At 67.3% G+C, this 12,714-nt stretch carries 9 protein-coding genes; all 9 read left to right on the plus strand.

What is annotated here, in order from left to right; translation table 11 throughout:
* The 9 genes from JOF40_RS09100 (at position 1) to rpoB (ending at position 12,709) form a co-directional block, all read left to right on the plus strand.
* Complete coding sequence (locus JOF40_RS09100; RefSeq protein WP_129185579.1) at positions 1-1,458, plus strand: MCE family protein; 1,458 nt, start codon at positions 1-3, stop codon at positions 1,456-1,458.
* The gene (locus tag JOF40_RS09105; protein ID WP_129185581.1) at positions 1,455-2,555 is read left to right on the plus strand and encodes an MCE family protein; all 1,101 of its coding nucleotides are present in this window, start codon (positions 1,455-1,457) and stop codon (positions 2,553-2,555) included. The genes JOF40_RS09100 and JOF40_RS09105 overlap by 4 nt, the downstream gene beginning before the upstream one ends.
* The gene (locus JOF40_RS09110; RefSeq protein ID WP_129185582.1) at positions 2,552-3,553 is read left to right on the plus strand and encodes an MCE family protein; all 1,002 of its coding nucleotides are present in this window, start codon (positions 2,552-2,554) and stop codon (positions 3,551-3,553) included. Before JOF40_RS09105 ends, JOF40_RS09110 begins: the two co-directional genes overlap by 4 nt.
* Positions 3,550-4,755, plus strand: coding sequence for an MCE family protein (locus tag JOF40_RS09115; RefSeq protein ID WP_129185583.1), 1,206 nt, complete (start codon positions 3,550-3,552; stop codon positions 4,753-4,755). Before JOF40_RS09110 ends, JOF40_RS09115 begins: the two co-directional genes overlap by 4 nt.
* 14 nt (positions 4,756-4,769) lie before the next feature.
* Complete coding sequence (locus tag JOF40_RS09120) at positions 4,770-6,188, plus strand: MCE family protein (RefSeq protein ID WP_188111882.1); 1,419 nt, start codon at positions 4,770-4,772, stop codon at positions 6,186-6,188.
* A gap of 8 nt (positions 6,189-6,196) precedes the next feature.
* Positions 6,197-7,417: an MCE family protein gene (locus JOF40_RS09125; RefSeq protein ID WP_129185587.1), complete on the plus strand. Its 1,221-nt coding sequence runs from the start codon at positions 6,197-6,199 to the stop codon at positions 7,415-7,417.
* Between the two features lie 59 nt (positions 7,418-7,476).
* Entirely contained in the window at positions 7,477-8,064 is a 588-nt protein-coding gene (locus tag JOF40_RS09130; protein WP_129185589.1) for a hypothetical protein, read from the plus strand.
* A complete protein-coding gene (locus JOF40_RS09135; RefSeq protein WP_188111881.1) occupies positions 8,061-8,951 on the plus strand; it encodes a hypothetical protein in 891 nt (296 codons plus the stop codon). Before JOF40_RS09130 ends, JOF40_RS09135 begins: the two co-directional genes overlap by 4 nt.
* A 296-nt stretch (positions 8,952-9,247) precedes the next feature.
* Positions 9,248-12,709, plus strand: coding sequence for a DNA-directed RNA polymerase subunit beta (gene rpoB, locus JOF40_RS09140; protein WP_129185590.1), 3,462 nt, complete (start codon positions 9,248-9,250; stop codon positions 12,707-12,709).
* Positions 12,710-12,714 lie beyond the last annotated feature (5 nt).

The raw sequence follows: 12,714 nt of genomic DNA on the forward strand, positions 1-12,714 counted from the left end.
ATGGCGCGTACTCCTGTCCTCGAGCGCGGCTCGTCGCTCAAGATCCTTGGCGCCGCCTTCGTGGCGATGGTGATCTTCTTCCTGTGGATCACCTACGCCTTCTTCACCAAGGCGTTCGTCGACTACGACAACGTGACCCTCACGACCGACACCACGGGCGTCAACCTGCCCCGCAACGCCGACGTCAAGCTGCGCGGCATGATCGTCGGCGAGGTGCGCAAGGTCTCGCTCGACAGCGACGGCCAGGGCGTCAAGCTGATCCTCGGCATGAACCCCAAGCTGATCGGCGACGTCCCGAAGAACGTCACGGCGCAGCTCGTCCCCAAGACGCTGTTCGGCGAGAAGTACGTCGCCCTCATCCCGCCCGCGGCGGGCACCGGCGGCGGACAGTCGCTGCAGGCCGGCGACACCATCACCAAGGCCGACGTCCCGATCGAGGTCGAGACGCTGCTCAACGACCTCTACCCGCTGCTGCAGGCGGTCGACCCCGCGAGCCTGTCGTACACGCTCAGCGCCGTGTCGACGGCGCTCGAGGGTCGCGGCACGCAGGTCGGCGAGACCCTCGTGACGCTCAACAGCTACCTCAAGAAGGTCAACCCCGACGTGCCCCAGCTGGTGACCGACCTGACCAAGCTCGGCACGGTCTCCGACGCCTACGCCGCCGCGCTGCCCGACCTCGGGCGGCTGCTGCGCAACACCGTCGTGACCGGCAACACCGTGGTGGCCAAGAAGGCCCAGCTCGCCGCCTTCTTCGACGAGGGCACCCAGCTCGCCGACACGCTCACGACCTTCACCAAGGCCAACGGCGACAACCTCACGCAGCTGGCCAAGGACAGCAGGCCGGTGCTCGAGATGGTGGGCGACTACTCCGTGACCTTCCCGTGCTTCCTGAAGTCGATGGCGACGCTGATCCCGCGCCTCGACAGCGCCTTCCGCGACGGCATGCTGCACATCGACGTCGAGCTCATCCCGCAGCCCAACGCCTACAGCCCCAACGAGAACACCGACGTCTCCAAGGCCGACTTCGACAAGGCGAGCACGGGCCCCGCGGCACGCAACGGCAAGGACATCAACGCGCAGAACGCTGCCACGCCGTCGTGCCTCGACCTCAACGAGATCAACAAGGGTCGCGCGCAGCAGGAGAAGCTGTCCTCGCAGGCCAACCCCTTCACGGTGCCCGCCGACGTCTACAAGCTGGTCGGCGTCAAGCGTGCGCACTCCAAGTTCGGATCGGTCGGGCCCGACGGCGACTTCGCGCAGAACCGCCCCGCGGCATCCAGCCTCGAGCTCGAGGACCTCGTGCAGCCGAGCGCTGCCGGCATCGACTCCGCGAGCGAGCGGTCCGAGCTCAACGTGTTCCTCGGTGCGGCTCTCGGCATGTCGCCGGGCGACGTCCCCGACATCGGGTCGCTGATGATCAGCCCCGTCATGCGTGGAGCGGCGGTGAGTGCACGATGAAGCAGATCGACCGCGAATCGATGGGCGCAGCCGTCAAGCTGGGCTTCTTCCTCGCCTTCACCGGCATCTCGACGCTGGTTCTCGCCCTCACGCTGAGCAACGGCTCGTTCGGCGACCGTAACCAGTACAAGGCGGTGTTCAGCGACGTCACGGGCATGGCCAAGGGTGACGACGTCCGCATCGCCGGCGTCGCGGTGGGCTCGGTCTCCAAGATCGAGATCATCGACCGCGACAAGGCGCGGGTGACCTTCGGCGTCGACACCGACGTGCCGCTGACGGCCAACACCAACGCCACGATCAAGTTCCGCAACCTCGTGGGCCAGCGCTACATCGCCCTCACCCAGGGCTCCGAGGGGGCCAAGACCGCGCTCAAGCCCGGCAGCACGATCCCCGAGGAGCGCACCAAGGAGGCCCTCGACCTCAACGTGCTCCTCAACGGCTTCAAGCCCGTGTTCCAGGCGCTGTCTCCCGAGGACACCAACAAGTTCGCCTACGAGATCGTCCAGACCCTGCAGGGCGAGGGCGGCAACGTCGAGAACCTGCTGGCCCGCACGGCCTCGCTGACCAGCACCCTCGCGGGTCGCGACCAGCTGATCGGCGACGTCATCACCAACCTGAGCACCGTGCTCGACACGGTCGGCAGCCGCGACAAGGAGCTCACCGACACGATCGACACGCTCCAGCAGTTCGTCACGGGCCTCAAGGACGACCGCAACGCGATCCTCGACTCGGTCGACTCGATCTCCGACCTGACCGACGAGACGTCCGACCTGCTGGTGCAGGGACGCCCCGCGCTGACCGAGGACATCAAGCAGCTCAACGCGTTGACCAAGAACCTGTCGTCGGAGCGCAACCTCTCGACGATCTCCAACGCGATCCAGATCCTGCCGATCAAGGTCTCGAAGCTGGGCACGCTGGCCTCGTCGGGCAGCGAGTTCAACTTCTACCTGTGCCAGCTGAAGGGACAGATCACGATCCCGGCGATCACGCTGGGTGGCACCCAGATCGTCCCGGAGACCCCCCTCGACCTGACCGGTGGAGAGCAGGGTCTCAAGATCGGCGGCCAACGATGCGACCAGCCGGGGTATGACAAGTGAAACCATTCCGCGAGCGCAATCCCGTCATCATCGGCCTGATCGGGCTCGGTGTCATCGTCGCGATGATGCTGGGTGCCTTCCGTGCCGATCGTCTGCCGATCATCGGCAGCGGCGACGTCTACCACGCCGAGTTCGCCGAGATCGGCGCGCTCAAGGCCGGCAACGAGGTCCGCGTGGCCGGCGTGTCGGTCGGCAAGGTGCAGGACATCGCCCTGGACGGCAACAAGGTCAAGGTGACGTTCAAGATCGACAAGGGCACCGACTTCGGCACCGAGACAGGTGCTGACATCCGTATCCGGACGTTGTTGGGTGCGGAGTTCCTGGCGCTGACTCCCAAGGGGCCGGGCCAGCTGCCCAAGGGCGCCACGATCCCATTGGAGCGCACGATCGCGCCGTACGACGTGGTGCAGGCGTTCTCCGACCTCAGCCGCACGACCGACCAGCTCGACATCCCGCAGCTGTCGGCGGCGCTCAACACCCTCGGTGACATCTCGGCTCAGACGCCCGAGGAGTTCCGTGGGGCGATCAAGGGCGTGTCCGACCTGTCAGCCAACCTGGCGGCGCGTGACGAGCAGATCAACACGCTGCTGGTCAGTCTCAAGAAGGTCTCGGGCGTGCTCAACAGCCGCAACGACCAGCTGACGACGCTGTTCAAGGACGCCGACACGTTGTTCCGTGCGATCAGCGCCCGCCGTGACTCGATCCACCGGTTGCTGGTGTCGACGCAGACCATCTCGGCGCAGCTGCGCGGCCTGGTCAAGGACACCCAGTCCGATCTGCTGCCGGCGCTGCAGCAGCTCGACACCGTCACCGACATGCTCCGCAAGAACGAAGCCAGCCTCGACGAGGCGCTGCGGGTCTACCCGGGCTTCACGACGGTGTTCTCCAACGCCCTCGGCACCGGCCCCTGGTTCGACACCTACCTCGGTGGCCTGACGTCGCTGTCCGGTCTCGGCGAGAATCTCGCCGACCAGCTCAGGAAGGTACTCAACCCATGAGCAGCTCCGGATTCGCCCAGCGCTTCGCCGGTTTCTCCAAGGTCCTCGCGGCCGTCGTCGTGGTGCTGCTGATCGCCGCGACCCTGCTGTTCCTGAGCAATGGCGACGGCAAGCGCTACCTCACGGTCGACTTCGACCAGACCAACTCGGTCTACAAGGGCTCAGACGTCAAGATCCTCGGTGTCCCGGTCGGCAAGGTCGAGAGCCTGACCCCGCGCGGCAAGGTCGTGCGGGTCAAGATCGCCTACGACGGCAAGCAGAAGCTGCCCGCCGACGTCAAGGCCGTCGTGGTCTCGCCGTCGATCGTGGGCGACCGCTTCATCCAGCTGGCTCCCGCCTACAACGGTGGCGCGGTGCTCAAGGACGACGCCTACCTGCCGGTCGAGCGCACCGCCGTCCCGGTCGAGCTCGACGCGGTCTACCAATCGCTCGACGACCTCTCGGTGGCCCTCGGACCCGAGGGCGCCAACCAGCAGGGCCCGCTCAGCAAGCTGGTCGACGGCACCGCCGCGCAGCTCGACGGCCAGGGAGCCCAGGTCAACGAGACGCTCAAGAACTTCGGCAAGCTCAGCACGACGCTGTCCAACAACAAGGACGAGCTGTTCGGCAGCCTGCGCGAGGTCAACGAGTTCGTGAGCCTGCTCAAGACCAACGACTCCTCGGTGCGGGCCTTCAACGACAGCACGGCACAGGTCTCGACGGTGCTCGAGGGCGAGCGCGACGACCTCGCGGCCACCCTCGAGGCGCTCAGCAAGGCGCTCGTCGACGTCAACGGCCTGGTCAAGGAGAACCGCTCGGCGCTGCGGGGCAACGTCGACAACATCGCCTCGCTGGCCAATGTCCTGGCCAAGCGCAAGGACGAGCTCGAGAAGATCACGATCGCGGCACCGACGGCGCTGTCCAACGTCGCCCTGGCGTACAACGGCAAGACCGGCACGCTCGACACCCGCGCCGACATCCCGGAGGTGCTGAGCGGCATTCTGGGCAGTCCCACCGACCTGTTGTGCAACCTGCTGGGCGAGACGCCGCAGCAGGGCGGTCTGTGCTCCACGCTGACAGGCCTGCTCGACGGCCTCGGTGGCCTGGTGCCGGGCATCCCGGGCGTGCCCGGGCTCAACCGCACCGGTGCCGCCAGCGCGGCACCGGCCCCACCGGTCGAGAAGGTCAACTCCTCGATCGCCGAGATGCTGGCGGTGCAGTGATGAGAGCACGGACCATGCGACGAGGACTCCGCGCGGCAGCCCTGACGGCGGCAGCCGCCGTCGCGCTCAGCGGCTGCGGGTTCTCCCCCTACCAGCTGCCGCTGCCCGGCGGTGCCGATGTCGGCGACGACCCCTACTCGGTCAAGATCGCCTTCCGCGACGTGCTCGACCTCGTGCCGCAGAGCGCGGTCCGGGTCAACGACATCGCTGTCGGCAAGGTCACCGACATCAAGCTCGACGGCTGGACGGCCATGGTCACGGTCAAGATCAACCGCAACGCCAAGCTGCCCGACAACGCCGTCGCCACGATCCGTCAGACCAGCCTGCTCGGCGAGAAGTTCGTCTCGCTGGCACCTCCGACGACGGGCGCAGTTGGGGTGCTCGGCAACGGTGACGAGATCCCGCTCGACCGGTCGGGCCGCAACCCGGAGATCGAGGAGGTGCTCGGTGCCGCGTCGCTGCTGTTCAACGGCGGTGGCCTCGAGAAGACCAACACGATCGTCCGCGAGCTCAACAACGCACTCGGCGGCAACGAGCCCGAGATCAGGGAGCTGCTGTCGACGACGTCCGAGTTCATCGGCCAGCTCGACCAGAACAAGGAAGCGCTGCTGACGTCCCTCGAGAAGGTCAACCGGCTCGCGATCGCGGCCAACGACCAGACCGACTCGATCACCGGTGCCCTCGACGAGCTGCCCGAGGCGCTGCGCGTGGTCAACGGCCAGCGCGACGAGCTCGTGGGCCTGCTGCAGTCGCTCGACCGTCTCGGTGACGTCGCGACCGGGGTCATCCGCACCTCCAAGGCCGACACCGTCGCGGATCTCAAGGCGCTCGTCCCGACCCTGACCAACCTGTCTCGCGCGGGCGACGACCTCGCGACGTCGACGCAGGCGCTGCTGTCCTTCCCGTTCACCGACGGCTTCGTCGGCGGCAGCGTGGCCAGCGCGACGGGACGCTGCCAGGACGAGGGCAACGGTCAGAAGGAGATCAAGGAGGGCGCGTGCTTCGGCGACTTCGCCAACCTCTCGGTCAAGCTCAACATCGGTGTCGAGCAGCTCACCAACATCCTGGGCAACTTCGACCTCGGCGGACTGCTGGGCACGCCCACGGGCTCGACCCCGAGCACCGCCGACATCCCCGACGTCCAGCCGACGACCCCCCAGGGAGAGCCGACCACCGATCCCGCCGCCGACCCCACGGCCGGACTGCGTGACCTCGTGTCCAACCTGGTGCCCGGCGGATCGGGCCTGCCCGACCTGGGCCTGAACGGTGGACAGCCGTCGTCGGGAGCCACGCCGGCCCCTGCCGCGACGACGCCGACCAAGGCGCCCGCCGGCTTCCTGTGCTCGCTGCTCGGCAGCTGCCGGGCACCCGTGGCCAACAGTCCGTCGCCGGCTCTGTCGACGCTGCTGATCGATCCGGTGGTGGCGCCGTGATCACCAGGATGACCAAGATCCAGCTCGTGATCTTCGCGATCGTGACGATCATCGGTGGAGCGTTCGTCGGCGGACGCTACGCGCAGGTCGACCGGCTGGTCGTCGACCGCAGCTATCCGATCACGGCGCAGTTCAGCGACTCCGGCGGCATCTTCGCGGGGGCCCAGGTGACGTATCGCGGCATCCCGGTGGGCGAGGTCGCCAAGCTGCAGTTCGACAACGGCGGCGTCAAGGCGACGCTCGACATCGAGAACAGCGCTCCCGACATCCCCAGCGACGTCACGGCGATCGTGGCCAACAAGTCGGCGATCGGCGAGCAGTTCATCGACCTGCAGCCGCAGTCGGACGCCAAGCCGTACCTGGCGTCCGGATCGGTGATCCCGCTGGGACGCACGCGCATCCCGATCGACACCACGACACTGCTGGTCGACGTCAACAACCTCGTGACGTCCGTCGACACCGACAACCTGCGCACCGTCGTCGACGAGCTCGGACAGGCCTTCGAGGGCACCGGACCCGACCTCGCACGCATCCTCGACACCTCGTCGGACTTCATCCAGACGGCCGACGCCAACATCGACGTGACGCGCTCGCTCATCCGCGACTCCGACAGCGTGCTGCAGACGCAGATCGACAAGCGGGGCCAGCTCGCGACGTTCTCCAAGAACCTCGCGCTGCTCTCCGACACCCTCGTCGACGCCGATCCCGATCTGCGCCGTCTGCTCGACAAGGGCGGCGACAGCGCGGCGACGTTGCGCAAGGTCGTCGACGAGAACTCCGAAGACCTCGGCAACGCGATCCGCGACCTCGTCATCGCCAACAAGCCGCTGGCCGACAACGTGCTGGGCCTGCAGGCGGTCTTCATCCTCTACCCGTACCTGCTCGAGGGATCGTTCACGGCACTGGTCCCCAACGTGACGGGCGGCAAGGAGACCGGCGACTACAACGCCAAGTTCGGCCTCGTCCTCACGGACACCACGCCGACCTGCACGTACGCCCAGAACGGCGGCGACGCCTCGGGCTATCGCAAGCGTCTCGGCGAGGGCCGCATCTCTGACGTCCAGTTCGACGTGAACACGGACTGTAAGGTCAAGGACAACAAGATCGCCCGTCAGCCGTCCAAGACGGTGCTGCGTCGATCGGCCGCCGGTACGCCCTCCTACCAGGGCTCGACGGCAACTGGAAAGGACTCCTGGAAGTGGCTGTTGAGCGATCCGGTGAACCAGTAGCCTGGTCCGCCCGTACTCGGTCCATCCGCCTCCTCGCCGGGCTCTTCGGCCTGGGCGTCGTGCTCGCGCTGGTCGGTGTCGTGGTGCTGCCGGCCGTCGGTGACGACGGAGGCGACTCGGGCGAGCGCAACAAGGTCGTGGCGAGGGCCAACGACTTCGCGGTCGCCTACAACACCTACGACGTGGCCGATCTGGCCGATTACCAGAAGCGGCTCAAGGGCCTGCTGACGACGAGCTACGACAAGCAGTTCGTCGAGATCACCAACGCGGTCTTCGGCGCGCTCGAGAGCAAGCAGCAGAAGAGCGGCGACGCCAAGGTGCTCGGTGTCGCGATCGAGAGCATCGACGACGACTCGGCCACCGCGATCGTCGCGGTCGACGCCTCGATCACCAACACCGACAACGCGGCCGCGGTCGACCGACGCTTCCGCTGGAAGGTCACCTTCAGGAAGGTCAAGGGGGAGTGGCTGGTGTCGAACTTCGAGAGCGTCGCGTCGGTCGACGCCCAGGCGACCGCGGTGCCGTCCGATCCGTCGGCCACGGACCCGGCCCCGAGCGACGGCGCGACGACGCCCGCCCCGACAGGTGCCGCTCCGACCGAGCCCGCCGCCAGCGCACCTGCGCCGACCGAGGGAGCAGACCAGTGAGCGACTCCAACGGCCCCGTGCGCCGACGCCGCATCGCCGGCGAGGCCGCCCCCGCTGCTCCGGTGCAGAAGCCCGTCGTCAAGAAGGCCGCCAAGAAGCCGGCAGTCAAGAAGTCGTCGGCCGCGAAGGCCGCCGAGGGCAAGGCCTCGCCCGCTGCTGCGCCGTCGCCCGCGACCAAGAAGGCACCCGCTACCAAGAAGGCGCCCGCCACCAAGCCCGTGGGCACGGCCAAGGCCAAGGCCGCTGGTCCGTCGGTCGCGACCCCGGCACGCAAGCCGACCGTCACCAAGCCGGTCGTCGCGCCGAAGGTGCCCGGCCGGACGTCCGCGACGGCACCTGCCGACGACACGTCGCGCAACGACCGTCCGGCGGGCTCGCGCCCGTCCCGGCGTGACCTGCTGTGGCTCGTGCCGGCCACGCTGGTGACGATCGCGGCGCTCGTCGCGGGCGTGTGGTGCGTCGTTGCGCAGCCCGGTTCCGGCACGAGCGACAGCGACCTCGACACGTCGCGCCGGCAGGCCTCGTCGGCCGCGGCGAGCGCGTCCGAGGCGATCTTCTCGTTCCGCTACGACCAGCTCGATCAGCACCTCACGGCATCCAAGGCGCTCATGACGCCGGCGTTCGCCAAGGACTTCGACAAGATCGCGCCAGCCCTGACCGAGCTGGCTCCGCAGCGCAAGATCGTGGTGCAGGCGGTGGCGCGCGAATCGGGTGCCCTGCCGTGCGGAGACGACTGCTCGGCCACCCGGGCCGACGTGCTGGTGTTCGTCGACCAGGCGCGTCTGGTCGGCGACGACGCACAGCCCACGGTGTTCGCCAACCGCATCAAGGTGTCGATGGTCAAGGCCAAGGACGGCTGGCTCGTGTCCAACATCCGCGCCCTCTAGGTCGGGACCTTGGGCCCGTTGCCGGGCTTGCCCCGCGCAACCGAAACCTCTGCGGTTGCAGCGCGAAACCGCTGCAGCGTTGACGAAAAGCCAAATAGCGTCACCTATAAACCGGCTCTTGTCAAGACCCGCCCTTGCTTCGGCGTGGCTCCCGCGTTACACTGAACTTTCGCGCTCGCCTTGTCCTGCCCATCTCCTCACCGAGATGTCACGGCGCCCCTTGACCGGGGTCGATTGGCGTGCGCGGAGCACGACCTCACGAGCCACCCGCCTGCGAGCCCTTGGAAGGACCCCTCTTGGCCGCCTCGCGCACCTCCGCATCTGTTCAGCCCCGCCGTATCTCGTTCGCCAAAATTGCAGAACCCCTCGAGGTCCCAGAGCTTCTCGCTCTGCAGACCGACAGCTTCGCTTGGCTGATCGGCGACGAGAAGTGGCAGGAAGGTGTCGAAGCCGCTCTTGCAGCTGGCCGCACCGACGTGTCCACCAAGTCCGGTCTGGAGGAGATCTTCGAGGAGATCTCCCCGATCGAGGACTTCTCCGAGACGATGAGCCTGTCGTTCCGCGATCACCGCTTCGAGCCTCCGAAGTACTCGGTCGACGACTGCAAGGACCGCGACGTCACATACGCCGCGCCGCTGTTCGTCACCGCCGAGTTCATGAACAACGAGACCGGCGAGATCAAGAGCCAGACCGTCTTCATGGGCGACTTCCCGCTCATGACCGACAAGGGCACCTTCATCATCAACGGCACCGAGCGTGTCGTGGTGTCGCAGCTGGTCCGCTCGCCCGGTGTCTACTTCGAGCGCACGCCCGACAAGACGTCCGACAAGGACATCTACACGGCCAAGGTCATCCCCTCGCGCGGTGCCTGGCTCGAGTTCGAGATCGACAAGCGCGACATGGTCGGCGTCCGCCTCGACCGCAAGCGCAAGCAGAGCGTCACGGTGCTGCTCAAGGCCCTCGGCTGGACCGAGGCCCAGATCCTCGAGGAGTTCGGCCAGTACGAGTCGATCCGCCTGACCCTCGAGAAGGACAACACGGTCGGCCAGGACGACGCGCTGCTCGACATCTACCGCAAGCTGCGTCCGGGCGAACCGCCGAGCCGCGAAGCTGCCCAGACCCTTCTGGACAACTACTACTTCAACGCCAAGCGCTACGACACGGCCAAGGTCGGTCGCTACAAGATCAACAAGAAGCTCGGCGTCGACGAGGCCTTCGACCAGCAGACGCTGACGATCGACGACATCGTCTCGACGATCAAGTACATCGTCGCGCTGCACGCCGGTGAGACCGAGCTCGAGACGGCTGCCGGCTCGACGATCGTCGAGGCCGACGACATCGACCACTTCGGCAACCGCCGCATGCGGTCGGTCGGCGAGCTGATCCAGAACCAGCTCCGCACGGGCCTGGCCCGCATGGAGCGGGTCGTCCGCGAGCGCATGACGACCCAGGACGTCGAGGCCATCACGCCGCAGACCCTGATCAACATCCGCCCGGTCGTCGCGGCGCTGAAGGAGTTCTTCGGAACGTCGCAGCTGTCGCAGTTCATGGACCAGAACAACCCGCTCGCGGGCCTGACGCACAAGCGTCGTCTGTCGGCCCTCGGACCGGGTGGTCTGTCGCGTGAGCGCGCCGGCTACGAGGTCCGCGACGTCCACCCGTCGCACTACGGCCGCATGTGCCCCATCGAGACCCCCGAGGGCCCGAACATCGGCCTGATCGGCTCGCTGGCGTCGTACGGTCGCATCAACTCGTTCGGCTTCGTCGAGACCCCGTACCGCAAGGTCGTCGACGGCACCGTCACCGAGCAGATCGACTACCTGACCGCGACCGACGAGGACCGCTACATCGTCGCGCAGGCCAACTCGATCCTGACCGAGCAGTCGACCTTCGCCGAGGACATGGTCCTCGTGCGCCAGAAGGGTGGCGAGGCCGAGCTGCGTCCCGCCGCCGACGTCGACTACATGGACGTCTCGCCGCGTCAGATGGTGTCGGTGGCCACGGCCCTGATCCCGTTCCTCGAGCACGATGACGCCAACCGCGCCCTCATGGGCTCGAACATGCAGCGTCAGGCTGTCCCGCTGATCCGCAACGACGCGCCGCTCGTCGGCACCGGCATGGAGTTCCGTGCCGCCGTCGACGCCGGTGACGTCACGGTCGCCAAGGTCGCCGGCGTGGTCAACGAGGTGTCCGCGGACGCCATCGAGATCATGCAGGACGACGGTTCGTACTTCACGTACCGCCTGGCCAAGTTCAAGCGCTCCAACCAGGGCACCTGCACCAACCAGCGTCCGCTGGTGGCACACGGGCAGCGCGTCGAGGTCGGCACGCCGCTGGCCGACGGTCCCTGCACCGACGAGGGCGAGATGGCGCTGGGCACCAACCTGCTCGTCGCCTTCATGCCCTGGCAGGGTCACAACTACGAGGACGCGATCATCCTGTCCCAGCGTGTCGTCCAGGACGACCTGCTGACCTCGATCCACATCGAGGAGCACGAGGTCGACGCTCGCGACACCAAGCTCGGACCCGAGGAGATCACGCGGGACATCCCCAACGTCTCCGAGGAGATGCTGGCCGATCTCGACGAGCGCGGCATCATCCGCATCGGTGCCGAGGTCGGCAACGGTGACGTCCTGGTCGGCAAGGTCACGCCCAAGGGCGAGACCGAGCTGACGCCTGAGGAGCGACTGCTCCGGGCGATCTTCGGCGAGAAGGCGCGCGAGGTGCGCGACACCTCGCTCAAGGTCCCGCACGGCGAGTCCGGCACCGTCATCGGTGTGCGCGTGTTCGACTCCGCGGAGGGCGACGAGCTCTCCCCGGGCGTCAACCAGCTGGTTCGCGTCTACGTGGCCCAGAAGCGCAAGATCTCCAACGGTGACAAGCTCGCCGGTCGTCACGGCAACAAGGGCGTCATCTCCAAGATCAACCCGGTCGAGGACATGCCGTTCCTGGAGGACGGCACGCCCGTCGACATCGTCCTGAACCCCCTCGGCATCCCCGGACGCATGAACGTGGGACAGGTCCTGGAGACGCACCTCGGCTGGGTCGCCAAGACCGGCTGGGACATCACCGACATGAAGGACGAGTGGGCCGACCGCCTGCGCGCGATCGGTGCCGACCGTGCACCGCGCGACAGCAACGTCGCCACGCCGGTCTTCGACGGTGCCCGCGAGGACGAGATCCAGGGACTCCTGGCCTCGACCCTGCCCAACCGCGACGGTGAGCGCATGGTCAAGCGCGACGGCAAGGCCCGTCTGTTCGACGGCCGCACCGGCGAGCCCTTCCCCGACCCCGTGTCGGTGGGCTACATGTACCTGCTCAAGCTGCACCACCTGGTCGACGACAAGATCCATGCACGTTCCACGGGTCCGTACTCGATGATCACGCAGCAGCCCCTGGGCGGTAAGGCGCAGTTCGGCGGACAGCGTTTCGGTGAGATGGAGGTGTGGGCCCTCGAGGCCTACGGAGCGGCGTACGCGCTGCAGGAGCTCCTGACCATCAAGTCCGACGACATCCTCGGACGCGTCAAGGTCTACGAAGCCATCGTCAAGGGCGAGAACGTGCCGGAGCCGGGTATCCCGGAGTCCTTCAAGGTTCTCGTCAAGGAGATGCAGTCGCTGTGTCTCAACGTCGAGGTGCTCTCGAGCGACGGAACCGCTGTCGAGATGCGCGACGCCGAAGAGGATCTCTTCCGCGCCGCCGAAGAGCTCGGCATCGACCTGTCCCGGCGCGAGCCCTCCAGCGTGGAAGAAGTCTGAGCCTC

Source organism: Aeromicrobium fastidiosum (assembly GCF_017876595.1).
GTDB classification, from domain to species: domain Bacteria; phylum Actinomycetota; class Actinomycetes; order Propionibacteriales; family Nocardioidaceae; genus Aeromicrobium; species Aeromicrobium fastidiosum.

Excerpts from the sequence above, each read along its gene's own strand:
- JOF40_RS09105 (WP_129185581.1), top strand. The coding sequence starts at position 1,455 with ATGAAGCAGATCGACCGCGAATCGATGGGCGCAGCCGTCAAGCTGGGC.
- JOF40_RS09100 (WP_129185579.1), top strand. The coding sequence starts at position 1 with ATGGCGCGTACTCCTGTCCTCGAGCGCGGCTCGTCGCTCAAGATCCTT.
- JOF40_RS09115 (WP_129185583.1), top strand. The coding sequence starts at position 3,550 with ATGAGCAGCTCCGGATTCGCCCAGCGCTTCGCCGGTTTCTCCAAGGTC.
- JOF40_RS09125 (WP_129185587.1), top strand. The coding sequence starts at position 6,197 with ATGACCAAGATCCAGCTCGTGATCTTCGCGATCGTGACGATCATCGGT.
- JOF40_RS09120 (WP_188111882.1), top strand. The coding sequence starts at position 4,770 with ATGCGACGAGGACTCCGCGCGGCAGCCCTGACGGCGGCAGCCGCCGTC.